Below are 25761 nucleotides of genomic sequence, written 5' to 3'. Positions count from 1 at the left end.
TCTTTTACAAAGTAGGTTTAACATTTTTCATATTTGGTAAAGGAGTTCTTTTATTATCATGAATAGGCTTATTTCTTCTCTTCATTGCGACATCACTTATTTTTACACTTGGTACTATAAGACTTTGAAATTTCGAGAAATTAGGTTGAAGTCCATTCGAAGTTGATTTAGCTCTTTCTGCAGGAATGACATCAATTTTTGAAACAGAATTTGGTCTGGTTTTCATTTTTTTCAAACTAGCTACATTCATTTCTAAAGAGCTAGTTTTTTCTTTTTTTTTGTTTTTTGATTTATCTTTTTTAACTTTCTTTGATTTGACTTTTTTTGTATTCTTATCAGCTGTTATCTTTTTTTTTACACTTATATAGGCTTTTTTAGCCAACTTTGCTATTGGTTTTTTAGCTGCAAATAGTAATGTTAAAATTCCTAATAGAATGCCTATAGGCCCTAAAGAGAATAACAGGACTGCTGCCATAACAAGAACTACTGTTACTGCTGCATTTTTTAATTTTTCACCAACAGATTTATCTCTTTTTGGATCTTTTTGGTTTTTTCCTAAATTTTCATCTTTTGAATTCTCCTGATCCTTTGAATTCTTTTGCTCCCCCTCTTTCAATGGCTCCATTTTCTACTTTCTTTTACTTAGATTTTGTTTTTCACCAGTTAAATTTAGAATATCATTTAAATTAGTTCCGAGCATTTTTTTTTGCGTTTTTTCTTTTTCAATTTCTAAATTAGCTCCGAGCATTTTTTTTAACTTTTTTTCTTTTTCAACTTCAGGAACTATTAAACCGTGTTTATTAATAAAATCCTGCAAATCCTCTAAAGAAAGCCGCTTGCTTCTTTTCTCTCCTAAAAATACAGGTATCGTTTTAAAATTATTGATTAATAAATCTGTACTTTTTAATTCCTTCTGATTTATTTTGCTCAACAAAAAACAAAGTGCCGCTATATAAAAGTCACATTCTTCTAAAGAATCAATATTCTCCTCAAAGAGAATTACACCTATCAACTCTATAACTTCTTTTTTTTCAAAATCTTCTAAAATAAAAAAGATTGACAAAATTAGTATAAAGCCTCCCGGAGTCGGACAAACTTTAAATCTTGTTAATATCAATAAAATCTCTTTTCTTTCTTTTGCATCTAATCTTTTATTCATTGCTGACTCTTTTTATCAATAAAATTTTCAAATGCCATTTTAATATTTCCAGTTTTTTTATATGCTTTGTAAATTGCTTCATTCTCATCCCCGTTAGAAGAATAACAAGCATATCTTTGGGGAGAAACTCTCACTTTATATACATTAGAGAGACTGCCCATTTTAATAAAAACCTCTCCTTTGTCTACAGCGTATAATTTTGAAACATCAGATTCTGTAAAAGACAAATGTTGGTAAAATTTATCTTTAAGAGATAGCTTCTTTTTATGAGAAAGCAGTAGAAAAGTATCTGTATTATTAATCATTGCTGGACCAGCATCTGTACTTATAATATCATCAATATCTTGCGTAGCAATTGCTATTTCACCATAAAATTTACGAATAGTTTTATATAGATATTTAATAAAACTGACCATTTCTCCTTGTGAGAGAGGTTTCCAGCACTCATCAATAAATATTGATTTTTTAATACCAGGAAGATTCCTTATTTTATCCATTGTTGTTTCTATTAACAACATAATTACTACAGGAAATAATATTGGATGATCTTTTATATTATCTAACTCAAAAACAATAAATCTTTTGTGTAAGAAATCCATTCTCTCTTCAGCATTTAAAATAAAACCATAATCCCCTCCTTTATAAAAATCGGCTGTAGAAAATAGAAAACTCTTCTTATTGAAAAATAAATTCCCTCCTACAATATCATTTTTTTCAATATATTCATAAAAAGTATTAAAACAGGGTCTAATGGTTTCGTCATCTTGTAATTTCTCAAAAAAATCATCTAAGTATTTTGATAAAACATTTTTTTCTTCTCTACTAGGTTTATTATCTGAACCTTTCCATAAAAACAGAAGTAAAGAGATTAAAAATTCTTTTTTGTCTATGCTGTATTCTTCAAAATCAAAAGGGTTAAATTTTAAAGGATTTTCTATTTCATATTCTAGATATTCGCCTCCAACAAGATAACACAACTTTTTATATGAATTTCCTATATCCATAATAATGACATGATGTCCCTGTTCATAATATTGACTTACAATGTGATTTACTAAAAAAGATTTCCCTGTTCCTGAAGGCCCAAATATTAGCCTATTTCTATTTACAATTAGTCCTTTTTTTAAAGGGCTGTCCCACAAATCTACCCTTACCGGTTCGTCATGTACAGTATCGCAAAATAATATACCATTAGTAGATTTTGTTATTGTTGTTTCTAAATTTAAAAATGTACTAATGACATCTGTTGGAAGTATAAAGCGATGGATCTTATTAATATTCGCAGCATTTCCAGGACAATTTGCTTGGAAAAAATCTTTAGAGGAAGCTGTTAAATAATTTAGCTGTATATTTGCTTTTTGAAATTCTTTTCGCGCCAGATCAACATTATTGTCTAAATTTTTATATTGAGAATCCCACAAAAACAGACTAAAATTAACTTTTGTATATGTTATTTTATTTTTTTCTCCCTCATCTAAATACTCATCTAAAGTTTCGTTCGCTATCTTGTTAAATCTGGAAAGACTTCTTAAACTTTTAAATTTACTGGATTTATTTTCAATCTCTTTTTTTATATCACCAAAATCATCAATATATACAACCTGATTATAAAGATGGTTACACGAAAGACCAAAAATATAATTATGTGTAAATGGGATAAAGAAATCAGTTCTATCTGTAGAATAGGCTTTTTCTTTTTCATATCTGGAAAAAGACAGAGGTAAATCTGTACAATTTTCCATTGAAAATATTTTCACAAAATTATCCTTTACACGAAATTCTTTGTCAAAAGATATTTCATAATTTTCATCTTCTAGAAATGACTCTGAATTAGACAAAGAAAAATAGGTGTTTAAAAGCTCTATAATTTCATTTTCCTTTAATTCTTTAATCTCAAAAAAACTAGAAAGGTTTAATTTATTTACAAATGATTCACAATTTTTAATAAAGTTTATTATCTCTATTTCTTTTGAAGATTGCTCCTTTTTAGTATTCGTCACATTTAGTTTACTATAAGTTAAGATGAGGTAGCATTCATGTTTTAAAATAGAGCTTTCATAGAAAAATTTATTATCAGATCTCGGAAGATATTCCGTTGAAGTTGTTACCGGGATTCTATTATCATCTTTAAAAAAATAATCTTGTTTTTGAAAAACAGTTCCTGGCAGCAAATTTTCAAGACTATGGCTTATAATGTCAGAAATAGAATCTAAACTTGCTTTATCTAATGAAAATACTTCCGATAGAGTCACTTCAAAAGCAAGACTAATATTCCCATCTTTTGAGACGATTATGTCATTATCAATGGTTAAAATAGGAAAAAAAGAAGCAAAATCAATCATATTGTCTAGTTATTTAGTAATTCTTTATTTATATCTCTTAATATTGAACTTACTTTTACTGTTATTCTGTTTTTTACAGCAGTTTCGGGATTATAGTTAGTATTTGTTAATGGAATACTCTTAACTAGTTCATCCGTTAATCTCAAAAAGGCAATTTTTTTTTCACATCGAGTCTTTTTAAGAGGATTCAAATATATAGTGTTACCACATGGGTCTATAGGGAAAGTGAACGAGAAAGAACTCCTTCTAGTTTCTCCTATTTTTGTTGCTTGATAAAAAAATGTATTTTCTAAAACATATTCAGTAAATTTGGGTAGGCTCCGAGAAAGTTCTTTATTATATTCTTCCGCCAACACAATTTGTATTTCCCTTAAAATATAACTATAAGTTATATCCGCTGTTTGAGACATTACTTTAGAAACTCCTGTAATAAAAAATAAAAGCACACAAAAACTATTCTTCATTATACTATATTAAAATTAAACTATATCAAAATATCATTTAGAGTAAATGATCTTGAGTATAATATCCACAACTTGTAAAACTTTATTAATATTTTAATAGAAAATCTTTTATTTTTAGCACAATTTTCCCTCTTCTTCCTCCAGAATTATTCTCTGCAATATTTATTTCTAGCACCTCACTATCTGTAGGAACAAACCTGTTAAATTCAAATAAAAATGTGTTATCAGATTTTGCATTTATATCTTTTGTATTATTACAAACAAAAGCAGCTCTTTTTTCATTGTATTGAATAGCAGTTTGTTTTTTAAGAGATTTAAAAAGATTGAATTTTTTCTTTGTTGTCAGTACAAACCTTATAGAATCTGTAGTAAAATGTATGTTAGATTCATTTTCAACTTTTAATCTTACAATAATCTTATCCTCATCATAAAATATTCCATTGACTTGATACTTCATTTTATGATTAGAATATTCTCTAAAAAAATTAGAAGTTCTAGATAATAAAGAATTACAATTTTCTTTATTTAAAACATCAAAAGAGTTCAGTTTAAAAGAGTCTTCAGGTTTGTATATATAGGTTTTAACAATAGGATTTTCACTATAATCAACCCATAATGAGTAATAAAATCCATCTTTAGTTACCACTGTTAAATTTGTTCTGTCAGTCACATTCCATTTAGCTAAATCAGTACATTTTATTTTAACAATATTTTTAATTTTATCAACAGAAAATGCAGCAGATCCTATATCTATATAATTAATATCACTTTTAAAAATTAAATGAGTGGTTAACCTATCAGATACATCTATGGATGAATTACCATAAGAGATACTATCTACTGTTTTTTTACTTTGGGAATAAGAACCGTTTATAACAGAAAAGCTACCAAAAAAAATAACCGTATATAAAAATTTAATATAATCCATAATCTATTTGCTTTTTTCTACTGACATCCATATTTTATAGCCGCCAGCTATTTTTATTTTTAATCGATTTAAATATTGTAGCGTTTTTTCAGAACCGATTATTATCGATGCCTCTTTCAAAGGAACTGCTCCTGAATTTCCTGTAAGGGAATTTGAGTTTTTATAACTATCTTTTACTAATTCTGTAAGTTCTTGGGCAGTTTCGACAGGGATGGATCCTAATAAATTAGTTTCAATAAAAACACCTTCCAAACCATCAAAATCAAAAACAATTACTGGACGTAATAATCTCTTATCATTTTTAAAAACATTCGGGCTTATACTTATAAACATTCTTCCTGGTGAAAATTTTGCAGTTCCATATAACACGGTACTTTTAGGGATAAAAAAATCTTCTTCAAAAACTAAATCTTCTAATAAATTAATCATTACTAGCCCCCCATTTCCTATTACTTGTGTGGTATAAATTTCAGCTTTAACTAATTTTCTTTTAAATGATTTGGTATCTGAAAATACACCATTAAAAACATTTTTATTTTTTGTAACTCCAAAAAAAACGTTTTTGGTAAAATCTTCTTCTTTAGGAACCTCTTTGTATATCACTCTGCCCGAAGTACTTTCACTTTTCTCAGTACTTTCACTTTTCTCAGGAATATATTTTTCCAGGACATCTTCCATAACCTTATCTGTTTTCTGAGGTATATCTTCAAAATTTTTAAGAAACACTTCTTTTTTAGAGTCTTCTACAGATTGGGAATTATTTAAAGCAAATGACTCCTTTCCTATATTGTTCAAATATTTAGAATTTGTTTCCATAACATTTAATAATCTACTTAAATTTTCCTGGTTCTGCACTTTATTATTATCTGAAAAATGATTTTCATAATCTTTTTTATGAGAATCTCGCAGATCTTCCTGAAAGTCTTCTTTACTATAAAAACTTTCTTGTTCAGGAACTTGCAAAGCCTCCCTAATAGAATCTTCTTTTGCTAATAAAAATGCTTTTTTAATATTTTCTTGATCGATCTGATTGTTGTAATAATCAAATTTTGAAGTAGGTTCTGCTTTTTTTCTTGAAAATTTAGGAACTTCAAATTCAAACTTCGATTTTTGATCTTCTTTTGTTTCTTTAAAAAAAGTCATATAAATAAACCCTACCAAAATAGAAAGGCAAATCATAAATGCAGCAATTACTATTATTTTCTTATTCTTTTCCATGATATACAATATTGTAATTAGAGATTAGCAATCCATGTGGGTTCTCCCTGGTCCTAGCAACATCGAAAAGATTACAACGAATCTGTATCTTTTTTTCTTGTTTATCCTTTTCGTTGTTTTCTTCACCATACCTATATACTACTGTCTTCCCATAAACTGTAGCTGCATAAGGATATACCATTGCGTTTGTATTAATAGAGTCTAGTTCTATTTTTTGAACCAGATTATTAAGTTTTAGTGAGTTGTACCATCCTTCATTTACTAAAGTTAGATAATAATTTTTACCACTATTATCTATAAGATCTAATGCTTTTTCTATATTTTTTTGATAGTTATACTGATCAAGATCAAAAAAGTATTTATGAAAAGTCATTAAATGATTATAAATTTCAGGCTCGCGATATGTTAATTCATCTTTAATTATCTTAGCTGTATATACTTCTCCATTTGCACCATCTAATAAATAAACTTTTTCTTTTATTAAGGTCTTATTTAAATAAAATGAATAAGCCAGGCTAACAAAAACAGATAAAAATGTGATAATTAATGAAATAATTGTTATTGTTTTTGAAAATTTTAATAAACTATCTATTTTTAATAGGTTTTTCATGTTGTTTTTTATATAAATTGAGTCGTTAGTATTTATTTTAAATTAGCATTTATTTGATAGCTAGACTATTTCTTTTTTATTCTTAAAAATGCATCAGGATAACAATTATAAAGCTTAAATACAACAAGCTCCAAAATACAAAACCACTGGCCGTTCATCTACGTTAATAGGACATAAAAACATTAAAATAAGTTTTTTTGATTAGATTTTCACTTCTACCAATAAAAGGACAGTCCGATTCTAAGTGCAGACAGGACAGTAACTTTTTTGTAAAATTGTAAAGTTCACGACGTTATTTAGAACAGCATTTTTAGGCAAGCAGTTATGAAGCCTGGAGTACTGGAAACATTACAAATATGAGGGTTAATGAATATCTGGAACCATCACAAAAAAAAATGCAGATAAAAATTCAAATTTCATTCTCTAATGAAAAAAAGCAAAGACCTTTCATTCCCTCGTAAAACAAACCTCTTCACTTTCAGTGCAGAGTGGCTTAGCTAGAGCATTTATTGGCAATTATTTTTTATCAATTCATTCACTTCTGATCCATATTGTTCCGAAAAATTCAGTTTTTTAGCTATTGCAAAATTAACACATGCTTCTTTGCTTTTATTTACACTTAAATAAATTTTTCCCCTAATCATATAAGCATAAGAGTTGGACTGTAACAAATCTATTGACTTGTTAACATCTGAAATAGCCCCATCAATATTTGACATTCTCAATTTACTATAAGCTCTGTTAGAAAGAGCAATCGGATTGTCAGGATTTAATATCAAAGCTCTATTAAAACAAGAAATAGCTTCCTTGTGTTGTTCTTTTTTTTGATATACAAATCCGAGATTTACTATTATAAAAGCCTGGGAGGGATGTTCGTTGAAAACTTTATTTAAAAGCTGTTCAGCTTTTGCATACTCTGAATGCTCTATATACAAAGAGGCTAATAAATTTAAAGCATCAATATTTGATGGGTCTTCTTTAAAAATTAATTGTAAAATAACAGCAACACCTTCAAAATCTCTAATTAAAAATTTAGTGCTTGCCAATTTTACATTATAGATTATTAATTCTTTATCTTTTACCAGTGCAATAATTTTTTGATAATCTAAAACTGCTTTTTTATACATTTTAAGCGCAAAAAAAAATTCGGCTCTAGCATTAAGCAATAATACAGAATTTGGTAAAATATAAAGGGCATCATTTAATGTTTGAATTGCCAATTCAAATTTTTTAAGTTTTATAAGGTATTCGTATTTATGAAAATAAAACAATGGAGAAGCCTTAGTTCCTTCAAAATTGATAGCCTTGTTAATACTCCTCAAAGCTTCTTCTATGTTTTCATTTGAGGCATAATCAATTGCTTTTTTATAATATTCATTATTGTTTTGTCCCATTGCATTAAAACAAAAAAGTAGTATTAGTATCCAAATATTATTTTTTAAAAATTTAATCATTTTAATTTTCCTGTTTTTTTGTCTTATCAATATCAATATCCTTTAAAATTTAAAAAAACTTAAAATAATTCCCCCTGTACGCTATATAATCCTCTATTTTTTATTCTTTATAACTTGCTATTCCCTTATTTTTTCCTGTTGCAAAACAATCAGTAAAAACCGCCAGTAAACATTCGTGTAAAACCTAATTTTATCTTTCTATCCAAATAAATCTATCCAATCCAAAACTTAATACCATTAACACCTCGAAATTTATAGGTATATTCATCAGATAATATCACTAACGTTGTAAATTTTATTAAATATTTACATTTTTCGGCCATATGGGTTAGGTTTAATTTCAGTTTTTTTAGGAATTTCGTGCCCTTTACCATTAGGATTCTGCGCATCCCTGTGTAAAGGAGGAGACTTTCTTCTTAATGCAACAGAAGGTTCTTTGAACGCACTAAGATCTGGCAAAGCAGATGCATGTTCATTCTTTTGACGACTGGACAAAACTGTATTCAATTCTGCAAGAAAATTATGCTCTCTATGATCTGATTGAGCAGCAGCGGCACCTTCATTATTTGGGAGAATAATCGAACCCGGCTCCATAGTAGGAGAATCTGGCTCTACTTGGATGAAAAGATCTTGAACAGTCATTCGTACTGGTATTTCCTGACTTTTTATCCTTTGTAATGCAGCTATTCTTTTCGCTCGTAATACATCTGATTTTTGTTGCACAGCCTCGTTTTGTTTCGGGACCCCTTTCGATGTGTTTGTAGTTTTAAAAATACCCCTTGCAAATTTTATAATAGGATTTGACTTATCCGGAGCCTGTGCAGGCCGCACACTATCGGCCTGCCCCAAGCTATTCATATGTTTAGAAAGAGCATCTTTCGCCGCGCTCAGATTTTCCTTATAAAGAGGATTTTTCTTATCCTTCTTTGCAACTTGCACAAACAACTCAAACTGCTCAGTTAGCGAGCGAGAAGTCTGCTTATCAAACTTTTGCACTGGAGAAGAAATTGTTGATTCTAGCGCAGCCGCAGCTACAGCCTCTGGGTTATTCGAATAAATTGGTTCTTCTGTTACAGCCTCAAATCTATTCGAATAAATCAGATCAACTTCAGCCTCAACCTCAGCTATCTCAGCCATAGCCTCAGCTACAGCCTCAGCGTTATTCGAATAAATTGGCTCATCAGTTACAGACTGTGCTTTTCTATTATATTCCAGCTCTGTCCTGTTAGCCCTTTCAAGCATATTGACATCTTCTATACCTTGCCTTGCATCGACCTGTATAGCTGCGACAGAGAACGCCCCATCTATCGTCTCAACCCCATCTAATAATGCAACCTCATTAACATTATTTATATTATCATCTAAAAACACAACATTTGTGTATTCTAATTGTTCAGCCACCATTTTAATCATATCTCTCTTTAATCCGGGAATAAGAGACGTATCTCTGTAATCCACAGTAAATACATTATCCGGCGGAAGCAAATGAGCCAAACCCTCTTTGTCCACCAGATAATTGATTAATCCTGGAAATCCAGAAGCAGAAACAATAATAGAGTCTCCTCCAGCATTATGTGTATTAACAAGTGTATCTATAAATCCTTGTGATTTAAAAAGGCCAACCCCCGCTCTTAACAAGATAGGATCTACCCACTCTCTTGCTGCTGCTCCAATAGGATTCGCTCTAAGCAAATCAAGTGCCTCATCTATATTACGAGTCCCATTTGGAAAATTCCCACTTCCCTTTATTGCTCTGTTTAGTGCTGAAGTAACTGCATTGTGGTGATGTTTACTAGCTAGTACTCCATCGAAATCATAAGCCCTAAGCGTTCCTGACTTTGTTCCCGGCATAATTTTTTTTTAAATAATTAAGACTTCCATTACTATTACATGTTATCTGTAAGCAAAAACAACAAACCTATTGGCTTTTTTATTAATTGGTATTGGTAACAAATAATCATCTAATAAAATGTGATTTATTCCTTTTAATCCTGGCTTAGGAGCCATTTTAGACAACCCTGGACCAATGTGCTTAGTTTCTAAAAAACATCCGCATCTGGAAGAAAAAATGTAACAATAACATTCACTAAACCTACAATAGCTAAACCTATTATAAATTTTACAAAATTCTTTTGTGCCTGATCATTTCCTTGCATGTATTGAAAAAACACTAAAAAACCACCAACTATCGCAAAAATTGCCGTAACGATATTTAGAATTCTTCTGATCGACCCACCCCAGGCAATTAACTGCCCGTCAATTGATTGAGATAAAAAAAAATGTAACATATAATTTTTTTTTTTTGAATTATTAATGGTCCAAAGGTAAAAACCTACTTGTTATCCATCCCCTTCAATAAGCCATTTAAATATCATAATAAGTTTTTATATTAGATTTTCATTTCTACATAAAAGAAACCTGATAACTCATCCCTTCCTAGCATTGCCATAAACTCTACATCACTAATCACTTTTAGTAGCTACACTTTCCCTTTGAGAGAATATTTTAGACTTCGCTCCTAATACGGTAACACTTCCTGTTGATCCAACAGATGCTTCTACCGTGTTGTCCTCAGCTGTTTTAAGAGATATTCAACTTTAGAGAGAGCATTACACACATCTTTAAGAACTTTCTGCCCATCGTTAAAAACCTTCTTCGCATTCTTTATTCTCCCTTATTAACAAAAAGTATTTCCCTTATCCACTTTCTTCGTTTCATCACCTACAACGTTCTTAGCCTTGTTAAATTCCTGCCCCCTGAAATTCCTGATTCTCCTTAGCTCCAGATAAGCTTTTCTTACAAGTAGCAACGCTCTTTCAGATTAAGAAGTGTCGCCTCATGTAACCTCAACCTACAAAGCTTCCTGCTCATCAATAGGATTTCACTGCAGCTGCAATTCCCCCTGGGACATTCATGTTATTTCTTCTTTTGCAGACATGATTTATTATTAGTTAAAAAATAATTTAAAATTTGCTGTTCTGTTTTAATCCGTTAAGGAGCCATTCGGCCATAATGACTTAAAGCCTTCGCTGTGAAACATGCCTCACTTTTGACTCTCCCTGGCCTTCTGTATGATTTCGATCTCGGTCAGAACTCTCAGACCGGGACCTTCTACTAATTATTGGGGTTGTAAACTGACTCATAGTTTTTTTTTGAGCCATGTCTTTTCTAAAATCTATAAGGGACATTTTCATTTCAGACACATATCTTTTGTATTCCTGTTCTATGTTTTCTTTCCCGGTTTTTTCGCCGAGCAGCCTCTTAAGTTCTTTTTGCTGCTTAGGGAGATTCCCCAGATCGCGTTCGTTGGCTTCGGTTAAATGCTCAGAGTATACTAAATCATTCATGTTTTCTGTTTTAATAAACTCTTTCATCTCTTCCTCATATTTGGAGGCATGTTGATTCCGCACTAACTCATCGCCTGTACCTAAGTAATTCTCTTTAAGCTTTTTTATCTTTTCCTCATCCACTATATACTCACCATCAGCTGTCTGTACCAGCTTATTGTCCTTCGTTTCACAAATCAAAGTAGCAAATTGCTCCATTAATTCAGGCTTATCTTTTATCAAACTAAAACAAATTACCGGATAACTCGAAATAGGAAACAGATCTCTCTCTATCCCTCCAACAAACACTACATTGGGAGGAACCCTGTTCATTGCTATATGCGCCTGATCTACTTTTTCTTTGGAAAAAACTAAATTAACAAGCGCATTCACCTCTTCAATTCTATCACTCGATTTCAGACCGGGTAAACTACCTGCTTTCTCCAGAAGGGCAAGTCTTTCTATCGTGAACTCATCATGATCCGACAACCCGTTACCTTCCTTTCTTATCTCTCCTACATACTTTTGTTCCAGATAAGTTTTAACCGGAGTACCACAGTCTCCCATAGAAATAGCCATTTCTAGCACGATAGTATTTCCTTCCTGCCTCGAAGTATTTGGATACAAAACTTTCTCAAACAGTCTTTTAGCCGTAACACCATACAAATTCCGATCAGACTCGCTATCAATAGGGACTTTACTCAAAAACCTTTTTATCACATCTTTGCCAGATACCTCCTCTTCATCCCCCCACTCATCGGTAATGATTACAGTATCAAGGTTACAAGCATCCAACCTACCTTCCATCAGCGCTAGCTCATGGTCATCTGGATAATAAATTTTCAATACATCTTCATAAAATTGAATGCTATCATGGGCAGCCATATTAGTTTGAACAGTTACACCTTCTTGCTGTCCCATACGGTTCAAAAGGCTAATTGCATCTGTTGAAAGCGGATTGTTTTTAAAAAATAACTTTTGAATACGTGGCAAATTTTCTAATGTTTCAGGTAACTCTGTAATTCTATTGTCTGCTACATCCAAACGGGTAAGACTCAATAGCCCGCTTACGGAGCCAGGTAAACGCTCAAGCCTGCTTCTCGATATATCAAGAACCTTAAGCTTAGACAGCATACCTATCGAACCAGGCAGCTCCCGAACCTTAGTTTCATATGCAGCTAGATGAGTAAGATTTGGTAACTGGTCTATAGATTCAGGTAAACCAGTAATATTGGTACTTCCTAAATCCAGTGTCCTAAGATTCCGGAGTTGACATATAAAGTCTGGAAATTCCTCAATACCAGGATTCCCGAACAGAATCAATTCGGTAAGATTAGCTATCGCCAATATATCAGGCATCAATACTTTTAAATCGTCCGAAGACAGGTCTGCGTCAGACAAATCCAAACTTGCTCCCCCTGATGACTCATCCTTTCCTGTCCTTGCTCTAAATTCTACATAATTAATCATATATTTTTATTTAATTTTTCCACTATTTGTTTTTATAATCTACATATCCTATTTTTAACCCAGAATCCGCATCAGACTTCGTAACGAAGTTGGATTATTCAATAAAAACAAGTACTCACAAACTATTTTTAAATGAGAAGTACTTGTGTATTTTGATTTTGAAAATGGGAGTAAGTGCTTAGTTTTGAAGAAAGCATCGAAGATTACATCTTGACCAATTAAAAAAATAACAAAAACAAATGAATTCAGATGCAGTAGGTTTCTAATGCGGATTCCGGACTTAACAATCATTTTTAATTTATCATCTCTTATTTCAAACTTATTACTTCTCCAATCCTCTTCATACTAAAAAAATTAAGACAATCTATTAAAAATAGAGAGTTCTTTCGGCTGTATTGGCTTATAATCTACGCTGAGAAACATGTTGTACTTTTAACTCTCCCTGTCCTTCTGTGTGATTTTGATCTCGGTCAGGACTATCCGGCCGGGACCTTCTACTAATTATTGGGGTTGTAAACTGACTCATAGGTTTTTTTTGAGCCATGTCTTTTCTAAAATCTATAAGGGACATTTTCATTTCAGACATATATCTTTTGTATTCCTGTTCTATGTTTTCTTTCCCGGTTTTTTCGCCAAGCAGCCTCTTAAGTTCTTTTTCCTGCTTAGGGAGATTCGCCAGATCACGTTCGTTGGCTTCTTTAAAGTGCTCAATGTATAAGAATTCCTTCATCCCTTCTTTCTCGATAAATGTGTTCATATCTTGCAAATACATGCTAAGACATTTCATCCTTACCAGCTCATCTCCTGTACCTAAGTAATTCTCTTTCAGTTTCTTCATTTTTTCCTCATCCACCTTATACTCACCAGCAATTGTCTGTACCAGCTTATTGTCCTTAGTTTCACAAATCAAAGTAGCAAATTGCTCCATTAATTCAGGATTATCTTTTATCAAACTAAAACAAATCACCGGATAACTCGATACAGGAGGCAGATCTCTCCCTATCCCTCCAACAAACACCACATTTGGAGCAACCCTATCCATAGCTATATGCGCCTGATCCACCCAATTCCGGGAAAAAACTAAATTAACAAGCCCATTCACCTCTTCTATTCTATCACTCGATTTTAAGCCAGATAAAGCACCTGTTTTCTCTACAAGGGCTAGTCTTTCTATCATCAACTCATTCTGATGCGATAACTTGTTACCTCCCTTTATTAACTCTCCTATCATCTTTTGTTCCAAATAAGTTTTCAATGGAGTACTACAGTCTCCCAGGGAAATACCCATTTCTACCACGATAGTATTTGCTTCCTCCCTGGAAGTATTTGGGTCTAGTATTTTCTCAAACAACATTTTAGTCGTAGTGCCATAAAAATTCCGCTCAGATTCGCTATCAACAGGGACTTTACCCCAAAATTTTTTCAGCACATCTTTGGCAGATGTTACCTCCTGATCATCTCCTCCATAAGTAATGGTTACAGGGTCAAGGTCACAAGCTTCCAGCTTACCTATCATCAGTACTCGCTCCTGGTCATCTGGATAAAATATTTTCAATACATCTTCATAGGATTGAATTCTATCATGGGCCGCCAAATTAGTTTGAACAATTACACCTGGTCTCTGTCCAATACGGCTCAAAAGGCTAATTGCATCGGTTGAAAGAGGATTATGTTGAAAAAATAACTTTTGAATACGTGGCAAGTTCTCTAATGTTTCAGGTAACTCTGTAATTCTATTGTATGGTATGTCCAAAGTTATAAGACTCGATAGCCCGCTTAAAGTGTTAGGTAAATGCGTAAGCATATTTCCCTCTAAAGCAAGAACCTTAAGCTTAGACAGCCTACCTATCGAACCAGGCAGCTCCCTAATCTTAGATTCATATGCAGCTAGATGAGTAAGATTTGATAACTGATCTATGGATTCAGGTAAACCAGTAATATTGGTACCTCCTATATCTAGTTTCCTAAGATCCCGGAGTTGACATATAAAGTCTGGAAATTCCTCAATACCAGGATTCGCAAACAGAATCAATTCGGTAAGATTAGCTATCGCCAATATATCAGGCATCAATACTTTTAAATCGTCAGAAGACAGGTCTGCCGCTGACAAATCCAAACTTGCTCCACCTGATGACTCATCCTTTCCTGTCCTTGCTCTAAATTCTACATAATTAATCATATATTTTAATTTAATTTTTGCACTATTTTGTTTTTATAATGTACATATCCTATTTTTAACCCAGAATCCGCATCAGACTTCGTAACGAAGCTGGATTATTCAATAAAAACAAGTACTCACGAACTATTTTTAAATGAGAAGTACTTGTGTATTTTGATTTTGAAAATGGGAGTAATTGTTAGTTTTGAAGAAGGGATCGAAGATTACATCTTGACCAATTAAAAAAAATAACAAAAACAAATGAACTCAGATGCAGTAGGTTTCTAATGCGGATTCCGGACTTAACAATCATATTTAATTTATCATCTCTTATTTCGAACTTGTCACTTCTCCAGTCCTCTTCATTCTAAAAAAATCAAGACAATCTCTTAAAACAGAAGTTCTTTCGGCTGTAGTAGCTCAGAATCTTCGCTGAGAAACACGTTGCACTTTTAACTCTCCCTGTCCTTCTGTACGATCTTGATCAGGACTCTCAGATCGAGACCTTTTCCTACTAATTGTTGGAATTGTAAACTGACTCATACGCTCTTTTTTAGCCATGTCTTTTCTAAAATCTATAAGGGACATTTTCATTTCAGACACATATCTTTTGTATTCCTGTTCTATGTTTTCTTTTCCGGTTTTTTCGCCAAGCAGCCTCTTAAGTTCTTTTTCCTGCTTAGGGAGATTCGCCAGATCACGTTCGTTGGCTTCTTTAAAGTGCTCAATGTATAAGAATTCCTTCATTTCTTCTTTCTCGATAAATATGTTCATATCTTGCAAATACATGCTAAGACATTTCTTCCTTTCCAGCTCATCTCCTGTACCTAAATAATTCTCTTTCAGCATCTTCATTTTTTCCTCATCCACCTTATACTCACCAGCAATTGTCTGTACCAGCTTATTGTCCTTAGTTTCACAAATCAAAGTAGCAAATTGCTCCATTAATTCAGGATTATCTTTTATCAAACTAAAACAAATCACCGGATAACTCGATACAGGAGGCAGCTCTCTCTCTACCCCTCCAACAAACACTACATTGGGAGGAACCCTGTTCATTGTTATATGCGCCTGATCTACTTTTTCTTTGGAAAAAACTAAATTAACAAGTCCATTCACCTCTTCTATTCTATCACTCGATTTTAAACCAGATAAAGCACCTGTTTCCTCTACAAGGGCTAGTCTTTCAATAATAAATTCATCATAACCCGATAACCTGCTACCTTCCTTCCTGAGCTCTTCTACATACTTTTGTTCCAGATAAGATTTAACCGGAGTAGTACAGTCTCCCTGCGCAATACCCATTTCTACCACGATAGTATTTGCTTCCTCCCTGGAAGTATTTGGGTCTAGTATTTTCTCAAACAACATTTTAGCCGTAGTGCCATAAAAATTCCGCTCAGATTCGCTATCAACAGGGACTTTACCCCAAAATTTTTTCAGCACATCTTTGGCAGATGTTACCTCCTGATCATCTCCTCCATAAGTAATGGTTACAGGGTCAAGGTCACAAGCTTCCAGCTTACCTATCATCAGTACTCGCTCCTGGTCATCTGGATAAAAAATTTCCAGTATATCTTCATAGGATTGAATTCTATCATGGGCTGCCAAATTAGTTTGGACAGTTACACCTGGTCTCTGTCCAATACGGTTTAAAAGGCTAATTGCATCTATTGAAAGAGGATTGCCTTGAAATTCCAATTGTTGAATATGTGCCAAATTAAGTAATGTTTCAGGCACATCTGTAATACTATTGTCTGCTACTGCCAACCTGATAAGACTCGATAGCCCACTTAAGGAGTTAGGCAAACGCTCAAGCCTACTTCCTGTTAAATCAAGAACCTCAAGATTAGCCAGCCTACCTATACGATCTGGTAGCACCCGAATCTTAGTTCCAGCTGCATATAGATAAGTAAGCTGTGATATCTGATCTATGTCTTCAGGTAAATCAGTAATGTCAGTTTCTTCTAAAATCAGCTTAGTAAGATTCGATAGTCTACATATGGAGTCTGGCAATTTCTTAATATCATAATTCATATACAGATTCAATTCGGCTAGATTAGGTATCCTTAATATATCTGGCATCAATACTTCTAAATCCTTCGAATCCAAATCTAAAGAAGACAAATCCAAATTTGTTTCACCCGATGACGATCGTTGCGCCCTTAATACTCTTTCACTAGCTTTTCTAAATTTTTCAAAAACATTCATATAATTTATTTTTTGTATAATCGGTTTTATAATTCACAGACCTTGCTTTAAATTCTATTAACTCTTCACACACATTCCAATAGTTAAAAAATCATCTTTCGTATTTACTATATTTTATAATGCTTCGCAATTTTCACCAACCGTTTTTTGACTATTAAACCTTTTTTAAATCTTGATTATTTTAATATCTTCGGAAAGCCGGTGCTAATTTCAATTTTGGAGTAGCTGTTTCCTTTTGTGATGTAGTAGCTGGTGCTGTTTTCAATTGAATTTTATGGCTTTTCATTTTTCTAAGCGGGATAACTGATTCTCAGTTTTAAACCACCAGATACTGCAACTGATTCGACCTGAATAGAGTTTACGACCTCCTGGTGGTCCCCATCAATATTGTTGGTCCAAGTTTACGACCTATTTGTTCTAAGAAGATAAATCTTTATTGAGCCCCACTCTGTCTGTTTCAAGAATAGGCTCCATATCCTCGTCTACTTCTAAGGACATACTTTTAGAAAATATTCTCGCTCCTAAAAGAATATCCTCTATTTTTTCATCTTGTTATTCAAATATACCGTTAGAATATACTTCTCCATATACTTTTGCTATCTCCATAACTTCCCTAAACATAATTCCATTTCTTATACCATATTGAGAATCAACTACCTCACATGCAGTACATAACTCCCCATTTTCCATAACTTTTTTTAATAGGTCTTATAAATCAGAATCATCACTTAAACATATGACATATCCGCATCCTCGACCTTCAGTCCTTTCTGCAATCTTTAGCACTTTTAAGTCAAGAGCAACTTCTGGCTCTTTGTTACTCACAACAAGTACATTTTTGTTACAATACTTAAATGAATCTGCTCTCTTCAACAAATACTGAGGTATTCCCGGATATGGACAAGTAGTAAAAAGAAGCAAATTGAAAAAACACTTCAAAATGTGTTGGATAGTGAAGGCGCTCCGGGGTATTCTTCGGGACCTAGCAGTCGTCAAAAGCTTCATCAGCGAATTCTCTTACACCCGGCACTAATACTACATCAAGTTCAATACCTATGACTACTCCTTTCACAATAATATTATGCAGCTTTAGTTAGATAATCCTTTTTGATATACTAAATTCCTGAAACTCTAATTTAGTCTATTGTTAGTTCTTTAAATATTCATTCTAAATTAATCCTCTCGCTTTCCAAGCGTCTTCAAATGTAACGCTACTCCATTGCTGTTTTACAGAGACAATTTTAACTTTTTTTAAATCTTTTTTCAATCACAAGAAGACATAAAAATATCACATCAAAATATTTACATAAAAAAACATTGCACTATCACAAAAGATAAAATAATCCAATATAAAAACAATTTCTACCCATAGTGAAGCTAAAAATCGCTAAGAATAGTCAAAACTGTAAGAAATATAACTTTTTCGCTTTAGTAAGCCGAACGTATGTTTTTTTGAGCCATTGACGTATATTTTTGCGTCAGAAACGTCTTTTTTTTCAATAAAGACATAGCAATTCACCTTAAGAACACCCCTTTTTGCGTTGACAACCCAAATTTCAGATCAAGGACTCAAAAATATATGTTCTACATTTTTTGAGAGGAGAATTATATAAAGATAGTCGCTTCGGGTTTATGCGCATACATTTACATGCCCCCTTAAGAATAAATTGCCATTTTACAATATGTCTTATTATAGTAGTTTTCTATATCTTATTGTGGCTGGTTTTCAAATAGAACAACTATAAATTTGAATAACATCAGGCATTCCGAAGTGCGCCTCAGGCACTATTTTTTCTTCAGATGCTATATACTAGCGAAGGGTAAGAAGGTTGTAATCTACTTTGTTCGTATGTTTTTAAGTAACGAGCAGTGAGTAAGACCTGAAAGACTAGTTGACCGTCGGCAAACATGCCTTATCAAGACAATTTTATGTCTTATTTGAATCGAATGCTATATAATAGTTCTTAATTTCGTTAAGAATATATCAAGACTACTGGTTTTTGAAAAAGTATTAAAAGAAACATAAAGATAATAAGAATTTAGAGAGTAAGAGTTTTAATAACAGAAAGCATGACGGAGATACCATGTTTCAAAATGTTACTTTAAGGATTTACGACGATATACCAGAACTTATTATATGTAAACGGTCAGTTCTACAATGGAACTTTTGAGAGGACGATAAATGGACTCAATAGTGAAGAGGACAGATGACGTGTATGTCTATGATGGAAAATCTACTCAACCAGAAAAAGTGATAATGAGATTTTGTTTATAATAACCCTAAATTATTAAAAGAGAATGATGTAAACATAACACATGAGAATTTTATAAAATTTGTCGGAATTACTTATCAGATGAGATTGCTACTACAATGGTTAATTATAAGAAATTAACAAGGAAAGAATCTTTAGCATATGCAAACAACAGATGGAATAATATTCATGATAAAGGCGATTGACTAAAGGGGACGAAACACACATTTGAATATTTTTTACCAATATTTTAATAGTAGAGCTCAGGTAAGCAATAGATATAAAAACGAACAATGTAAATAAAAAATATTATGAGTAACATTTCAAAAGCTAGAGAAAAAATAGCTAATGCACAGCTATCTGGTGCAACAAGCTTAGATCTGTACGACTTTGGTCTGACCACAGAGCAGTTAAAAGAATTGATGCCCAGCATAAAGAAAATATCAGGCCTTACTGTGCTGGATCTATCTCACAACGACCTAACGGATTTACCATCCGACCTAAACGAGCTGTCAACTCTTACTAAACTGAATCTGTTTAGTAATAAGAAGCTTAGATATTTACCTGACTCTATATGCGAATGCCTGAATCTTAGAGAGTTGATAGTAAGAGAAACCAAGATTAAGGAATTACCTTATGATTTAGGTAAACTTTCTAATCTTGAGTCTCTGGATGTATCTCAAAACCGCAGACTTCTTTTTTTGCCAATATCGACAGGTGACCTATCGAATCTTAAAGAGCTGAATCTATCAGGAAGTAAAATTAGTGATTTACCAACATCCTTTTCCAAGTTATCGAACCTTACTAAACTGTATATGGCGGACACCCAGCTTGAGATAGTGCCTGAACCGATATTCTACCTGCCAAATCTTACTCACCTTTATTTAGCCCAGAATGACAAGCTTAGATATATAGCTGACGATCTATCCTACCTAGAAAGTCTTATTAATCTGGATGTATCCCAAAATAAAATACTAACGAGTTTACCAGCCTCAATATGGCAGCACCAGAATTTAGTCCTCTTGAATGCATCAGAGAATCCAATGCTGACGAGCTTGCCTCAATCTATACCCTATCAGTCGAATCTTGAAGATCTGAACATATCGAATTGTGGAGTGGTGAGTTTGCCAACCAACATAGGTCGACTATCTAGTCTTAAGAAGCTATCGGCCGTCAGCTGTCAGATTGTTGATTTACCTGAAACATTACGAAATTTTCAGAATATTAAATTGCTGAACTTCCTTAATAATCCACTTTCACTGGAATCAATGAGTTTGTTGAATCGTATTTCCGAAGAACGAGAGGGTGTAAATATTCGATACAATATGGCAGCCCATGATCAAGTTCAATCTGCTGAGGGGGTATTGAAAACGCTTTATCCAAGTGATCAGGAACTAGCTTCCGTTATGAAGAGATTGGGAAGCTGTGATCTGGATATGGTAACCATTGCCTATGGAGGAGATAATCCAGTACAGCAAACCGCAAAAGAGGCAATAAAAGAGTTTTTGGTTAAAGTACCGATTAATAGCGAGTATGAACGACAGTTGTATGGCCCTCCGACTTTAGGTCTGTTAAAGGAATTATTTGACGAAAATACCTCCAGAGAAAAAAGAAATACCATCATGGAAGAAATGTCTATTTTCCTGGGAGATTGCACCTCTCCAGTTAGACATTATTTGGAACAAAAAAGAATTGGACAACTTGGAAAGGAGACTCAAGTATCGGATCTCGATAAGTTCATTATAGAAAGACTAGCTGTTATAGAGAAAGTAAGGAATTTGCCAGGTTATAAACCCAATGAAGAAATAGAACAGATGTACGGACTTATTAATTTAGTTTATTCCAAAGAAAAAGTTGATCAAAGACATATCGATATGAATAGACCTCCTCCCAATGTAGTGTTTGTTGGAGAGATAGAGAGAAACTTACCTCTTACATCGACTTATCCAACTATTGCTTTTGATCTAATAAAAAATAATCCTGAATTAATTCAGCAATTTGCTTGTTTAATTTGTGAAACTAAGGACAATAAACCGATACAGACATCCGACGGTCATTATAAGTTGAGCGAACCAAAGATAGAGAAGATAAAAAATAATTATATAGCTGATCTGGGATTAGCCACAGGAGATCAGCTTGAACGGAAGAAATACATAGTCAAATATACACAAGATATGGAGGAGTTTATTGATAAGGAAGGGATGAAAAATCTCTTATACATTGACTACTTTATTGAAGCTAAAGACCTGTTGGATATGACTTCACAACAAAACGAACTTAAGGCAATACTTGAAAAAAAAGATGGGGCAGATATAAGGCACGAGTACAAAAATTTTTTGTCTGAACAGCAGTCGAAATTTACAAAATTTCGCGATCAAAAAAACCCTCTGGCACGATTCACAACACCTATCAATCAAAGATCTTCGTCTCAGAGCCCTGATCGTGTCCGAAATCATACAGAAGGGCAGACAAAGTCAACTGAAAGAAAATTCACTCCAAAAAGATAGTTAACTATTCAACAATCGGAAGATTTTACCAAAGAATAGGCAAAGTATAATATGAATAGTTTTGATTTACAAACATGTAAAATATAAAATAATCCATTGGGTGTAAATATTTGCAGTAAAACAAATGGTTTAGATATTACTCAAGATACTAAACTTCAGCATCTTAAAATCAAAAAACAAACCAATATCTATGCCAAATAAAGTAAAAAAATCTAGCGTTTTAAATGTTATAAGCTCTTTGAATGGTAAATTAGAGCATAAATCGAATGTTGGAAGAAAACAAAAAAATGTCTGATTTAAAAGTTACATTAAGTTTAATCACTGAATTTATGTCTATGAGCAGTAAAAATTCTTTATTTACAGAGATTAACAAGCAACAAATACCAAATTTAATTGAGCGAAGTCAGTTTAATAAAGTAGCCTCTCGGTTTTTCGAATTTGAATACTATTCATCGTGGATTGTGTGCCTTTGGAGACTTGCAAATATACACGTCAAAGAATTAAAATCCGCAAAGATGAATTTGAAACAGCACCTTCAAAAGTTTTTTTTCTTCTCAAAACAGCTGATTTTACGAATATAAACTTCATGGAGTATCTTCCATAAATGGAATTTTAGATAGTACAAAAGCAGAAGTTCATCTTGTTCATTTTTTGAAAAATATAAAACAACGCATGTCTGATTGCATATTGCTTGGAAATAAAGGTTAGTTATCTCAAAGCATTCAATTGATTTACTTGAAACAGTTAGTATAAAATTAGAAGCGCCTAAAAGAGTGAATCAAAAGATTATAAGCCACAACTTTATAATGTTTAGGAAATCAAGAAAAAGAACTGAAACATTATTTTCACAATTATGCGACTAGTTCAGAATTAGAAACAATTATGCTAAAACTTTTGAAGGTTTTAAAACAAGGGTTTTAGCAAAAAATAACAGCATTGCCATTGGCTCAATAGATCAATAAATTTATTTTTTGATAGACCAATAAACAATGTTAAAAATCAAATAATTTAATTACACCAATGGTTAAAATATATGAATAATATTGAAGATGCTAGAGCAAGAATAGCCATGACCCAGAGATCAGGGGCAACGAGCTTAGATCTGTCCAATTTACTTCTGAATAATGAGAGTTTAGATGAATTGATACATGATACAGTAAGGATAATACCTAACCTTACCGAACTTAATCTATCCAACAATCCTTTTCAGCAATTGCCTGGCTCCCTAAACCAATTGTCAAGTCTTACTAGGCTGAATGTAAGTGATACTGATGTAGCTGTTTTACCTGTAACATTTAGAAATTTACAAAGACTTCAAAGGTTGGATGTAGCCAATACTCACATTACAGCCAGAACAATGTTCTGGTTGCACGAAAATCTTCCAGACTGTGTAGTTAATTGCGATATAGTACCAAGCCAGGGCGAAATAGTTATTGAAAACACCTCCGCTTCTAACAATGTAACAATAGGAGATATAGATGTATATCCTCAAGATGTATTGTTAAATACTCCAGATTATAGGAGGCAAGAGTACATGATAACGGCCAGAACAAGAATCGCTACTGCTCAGGGATCGGTGGCAACGAGCATAGATCTGTCCAATTTACTTCTGAATAATGAGAGTTTAGATGAATTGATACATGATATAGCGAGGACAATACCTAATCTTACCGTTCTGGATCTAAGCTTTAACCTGTTACAGGAATTCCCCGATTCAATAATACAGCTAACGGGACTTGAAAGATTGAACTTATCCGGAACCCAGATTAGGGATTTACCTGAATCCTTAGGCCAGTTACAAAATCTTACACATCTAGACCTAAGTTCGAATAGGATACCACGTTTTCCTGACTCCATAGGAGAACTATTGAATCTTAGAGAACTGAACGCATCGGGAACCTTGCTTATTGAAGTTCCTGAAACATTAGGGAATTTGCAAAATCTTCAAAGGTTGTACTTAGATAATTGCCCCATTTCAGAAACGGGGGTAATTTGGCTAATGCGTACTTTTCCAAACATAGAATTTAATCTCAATATGATTGCCCATGAAAGCGTCCGAAGTATTAAAGATGTATTGAAGGATCTTTATCCTGATGAGCAGGAACGAAGTATGGTAAAAGAAAGTTTAGAAAACAATGATATTGATCAAGAGGTAACTATTATTTATGGAGGATCTCGTAGTGTGAACAAACCAGCTAAGGAAGCTATAGTAGATTTCCTGTGTAAGACACCTCGAATGAATAGCGAGGCTAACAGGCAGATGTATAAAGGCCCTATTAAAGATCTGATATCAGATATCACAAACCAATCTATTCCACAGGAAGACAGGCTTCTTATTTTGGGAGCAATGACAGCTTCGATGGGAGACTGCAATACCCCGGTAACTAAGTATTTAACCAATGAGGCGGCAAGACGCCTGCTTTCGAAGTCTAACTATGAAGAATTATCGGAATTTGAACAGGCTCTTATAGAAAGGGAAGCTGTTGAAGAGAAACTAGGTCGCTTAAAAGGTCATAGTGACGGGGAGAAAACAGAATCGGTTCAGGGTCTTAGCAATACTATTTATTGGAACTGTGCAGAAACTAATGACAGGAATAAAGATATGAAAATTGTTGGAGACAGGACACGATTGCCATCTAAAACGGCGTATATAGGGCTAGGGTTTCAATTGCTTGAAGGGAAATCTGAATTACTCAGAGAACATGTACGTTTGGTTTGTCAGACAGATGATAATAATGAACCGTTAAAGACCGCCCAAGGGAAGTATCAATTGGACAGGGGCAAGATAAAGAAGATAAGGGAAGAATATATGGCTGAACTTGGTTATGGCACAAAAGAACATCTAGACCGGGAGAAATATATGAATCAGTATAAAGAGGATCTGAAAGATTTTATCAAAAAAAATGAGATCGATGATATATACATTACTCATCTTAAAGAAGCTGAAGGACTTCTGGATACCAATGCACATAAAAAAGAACTAAAGAGTGCTCTTGGAAAGGAAGGGATTGTAGTAAAGGAAGAGTATACCAAATTTTTGGAAGGAAAAACAGCAGCCATTAAAAATTTTATGGAAGAAAAGAATCAAAAAAATGATTCTAAAAGGCGTCTAGCTCGTTTCACAACCCCACTGAATTTAGATAAAACTCAAAGATCCCGCTCGGAGAGTCCCAATCCTGGGCATGACCGGCGGGATGGAGAGAAAGAGTCGAAGGCGCGAAGTGTCTCGCTGCGAAGATAGTACAGCCTGCTCCTTCTTGGTAGAAAAACCGGTCAAATAAACACCTTTTTCCAGTTTTAATTAAAACAAATAGAAATTAATTATCAATACATTTTTAAAATCGCATTTATTACTTTAGAAAACAAATCATTACGATTGAATTAATTGTAGAATCCTAATTGTTGATGATAAGGCAACACAGTTAGAATTTCCAAAAACATATCAATGCTTTATAAACAATCGTATTGGAATATTATCCCATAAAAGGGATCATCGGTACACATTATCAAAAAATATTGATACTTCAAGAACAGCGGCTCAAATTAAAAACTGATCTTGAAAAATACTTAAAACCAATATTTAAGAACCATGATTCCCTTGAAAAATTACAACTTTTTTAGATAAGGATATAAAGTATACAGTTCACCTTATTATCTTATTG

At 33.1% G+C, this 25761-nt stretch carries 15 protein-coding genes and 1 pseudogene; 3 read left to right on the top strand and 13 right to left on the bottom strand.

Annotated elements, in window-relative coordinates:
* Positions 1-4 precede the first annotated feature (4 nt).
* The 13 genes from Q7C23_RS21820 to Q7C23_RS21760 form a co-directional block, all read right to left on the bottom strand.
* Positions 5-625 (bottom strand): hypothetical protein, encoded by a 621-nt coding sequence (locus Q7C23_RS21820; protein ID WP_375034493.1) that lies wholly within the window; start codon positions 623-625, stop codon positions 5-7.
* Between the two features lie 3 nt (positions 626-628).
* The gene (locus Q7C23_RS21815; protein WP_375034492.1) at positions 629-1159 is read right to left on the bottom strand and encodes a hypothetical protein; all 531 of its coding nucleotides are present in this window, start codon (positions 1157-1159) and stop codon (positions 629-631) included.
* Positions 1156-3501, bottom strand: coding sequence for a TraG family conjugative transposon ATPase (locus tag Q7C23_RS21810; RefSeq protein WP_375034491.1), 2346 nt, complete (start codon positions 3499-3501; stop codon positions 1156-1158). The genes Q7C23_RS21815 and Q7C23_RS21810 overlap by 4 nt, the downstream gene beginning before the upstream one ends.
* Before the next feature lie 5 nt (positions 3502-3506).
* Complete coding sequence (locus tag Q7C23_RS21805; RefSeq protein ID WP_375034490.1) at positions 3507-3965, bottom strand: hypothetical protein; 459 nt, start codon at positions 3963-3965, stop codon at positions 3507-3509.
* An 85-nt stretch (positions 3966-4050) separates the two neighbouring features.
* A complete protein-coding gene (locus tag Q7C23_RS21800) occupies positions 4051-4893 on the bottom strand; it encodes a DUF4138 domain-containing protein (protein ID WP_375034489.1) in 843 nt (280 codons plus the stop codon).
* A gap of 3 nt (positions 4894-4896) precedes the next feature.
* On the bottom strand, positions 4897-6111 hold the full coding sequence (gene traM / locus Q7C23_RS21795; protein WP_375034488.1) for a conjugative transposon protein TraM: 1215 nt from the start codon (positions 6109-6111) through the stop codon (positions 4897-4899).
* Positions 6098-6721, bottom strand: a complete 624-nt coding sequence (locus Q7C23_RS21790; RefSeq protein ID WP_375034487.1) for a VirB8/TrbF family protein — start codon at positions 6719-6721, stop codon at positions 6098-6100. Before Q7C23_RS21790 ends, traM begins: the two co-directional genes overlap by 14 nt.
* A 506-nt stretch (positions 6722-7227) precedes the next feature.
* On the bottom strand, positions 7228-8175 hold the full coding sequence (locus Q7C23_RS21785) for a tetratricopeptide repeat protein (RefSeq protein ID WP_375034486.1): 948 nt from the start codon (positions 8173-8175) through the stop codon (positions 7228-7230).
* 306 nt (positions 8176-8481) lie between these two features.
* Positions 8482-10026 (bottom strand): hypothetical protein, encoded by a 1545-nt coding sequence (locus Q7C23_RS21780; RefSeq protein ID WP_375034485.1) that lies wholly within the window; start codon positions 10024-10026, stop codon positions 8482-8484.
* A gap of 188 nt (positions 10027-10214) precedes the next feature.
* Entirely contained in the window at positions 10215-10463 is a 249-nt protein-coding gene (locus Q7C23_RS21775) for a hypothetical protein (protein ID WP_375034484.1), read from the bottom strand.
* 729 nt (positions 10464-11192) lie between these two features.
* On the bottom strand, positions 11193-12971 hold the full coding sequence (locus tag Q7C23_RS21770; protein WP_375034483.1) for a leucine-rich repeat domain-containing protein: 1779 nt from the start codon (positions 12969-12971) through the stop codon (positions 11193-11195).
* 400 nt (positions 12972-13371) lie between these two features.
* The gene (locus Q7C23_RS21765; RefSeq protein WP_375034482.1) at positions 13372-15150 is read right to left on the bottom strand and encodes a leucine-rich repeat domain-containing protein; all 1779 of its coding nucleotides are present in this window, start codon (positions 15148-15150) and stop codon (positions 13372-13374) included.
* Between the two features lie 399 nt (positions 15151-15549).
* Complete coding sequence (locus Q7C23_RS21760; protein WP_375034481.1) at positions 15550-17340, bottom strand: leucine-rich repeat domain-containing protein; 1791 nt, start codon at positions 17338-17340, stop codon at positions 15550-15552.
* A gap of 2563 nt (positions 17341-19903) precedes the next feature.
* On the opposite strand from Q7C23_RS21760, the gene Q7C23_RS21755 reads away from it, so the two are divergent.
* From Q7C23_RS21755 to Q7C23_RS21745, 3 genes and pseudogenes are all read left to right on the top strand, one after another.
* Positions 19904-22099, top strand: coding sequence for a leucine-rich repeat domain-containing protein (locus Q7C23_RS21755; RefSeq protein ID WP_375034480.1), 2196 nt, complete (start codon positions 19904-19906; stop codon positions 22097-22099).
* A gap of 238 nt (positions 22100-22337) precedes the next feature.
* Positions 22338-23053 (top strand): annotated as a pseudogene (locus tag Q7C23_RS21750) (IS982 family transposase).
* A 79-nt stretch (positions 23054-23132) separates the two neighbouring features.
* The gene (locus Q7C23_RS21745; protein ID WP_375034479.1) at positions 23133-25340 is read left to right on the top strand and encodes a leucine-rich repeat domain-containing protein; all 2208 of its coding nucleotides are present in this window, start codon (positions 23133-23135) and stop codon (positions 25338-25340) included.
* Positions 25341-25761 lie beyond the last annotated feature (421 nt).

This window comes from Flavobacterium sp. LAR06 (genome assembly GCF_041946075.1).
Classification (GTDB): Bacteria; Bacteroidota; Bacteroidia; order Flavobacteriales; family Flavobacteriaceae; genus Flavobacterium.
This window is presented reverse-complemented; position numbering and strand designations above follow the sequence as displayed.

Coding starts and splice junctions, on each gene's coding strand:
- Q7C23_RS21790 (WP_375034487.1), bottom strand. CDS start 6,721: ATGAAAAACCTATTAAAAATAGATAGTTTATTAAAATTTTCAAAAACA.
- Q7C23_RS21770 (WP_375034483.1), bottom strand. CDS start 12,971: ATGATTAATTATGTAGAATTTAGAGCAAGGACAGGAAAGGATGAGTCA.
- Q7C23_RS21820 (WP_375034493.1), bottom strand. CDS start 625: ATGGAGCCATTGAAAGAGGGGGAGCAAAAGAATTCAAAGGATCAGGAG.
- Q7C23_RS21760 (WP_375034481.1), bottom strand. CDS start 17,340: ATGAATGTTTTTGAAAAATTTAGAAAAGCTAGTGAAAGAGTATTAAGG.
- Q7C23_RS21810 (WP_375034491.1), bottom strand. CDS start 3,501: ATGATTGATTTTGCTTCTTTTTTTCCTATTTTAACCATTGATAATGAC.
- Q7C23_RS21775 (WP_375034484.1), bottom strand. CDS start 10,463: ATGTTACATTTTTTTTTATCTCAATCAATTGACGGGCAGTTAATTGCC.
- Q7C23_RS21755 (WP_375034480.1), top strand. CDS start 19,904: ATGAGTAACATTTCAAAAGCTAGAGAAAAAATAGCTAATGCACAGCTA.
- Q7C23_RS21765 (WP_375034482.1), bottom strand. CDS start 15,150: ATGATTAATTATGTAGAATTTAGAGCAAGGACAGGAAAGGATGAGTCA.
- Q7C23_RS21815 (WP_375034492.1), bottom strand. CDS start 1,159: ATGAATAAAAGATTAGATGCAAAAGAAAGAAAAGAGATTTTATTGATA.
- Q7C23_RS21745 (WP_375034479.1), top strand. CDS start 23,133: ATGAATAATATTGAAGATGCTAGAGCAAGAATAGCCATGACCCAGAGA.
- Q7C23_RS21805 (WP_375034490.1), bottom strand. CDS start 3,965: ATGAAGAATAGTTTTTGTGTGCTTTTATTTTTTATTACAGGAGTTTCT.
- Q7C23_RS21785 (WP_375034486.1), bottom strand. CDS start 8,175: ATGATTAAATTTTTAAAAAATAATATTTGGATACTAATACTACTTTTT.
- traM (WP_375034488.1), bottom strand. CDS start 6,111: ATGGAAAAGAATAAGAAAATAATAGTAATTGCTGCATTTATGATTTGC.
- Q7C23_RS21800 (WP_375034489.1), bottom strand. CDS start 4,893: ATGGATTATATTAAATTTTTATATACGGTTATTTTTTTTGGTAGCTTT.
- Q7C23_RS21780 (WP_375034485.1), bottom strand. CDS start 10,026: ATGCCGGGAACAAAGTCAGGAACGCTTAGGGCTTATGATTTCGATGGA.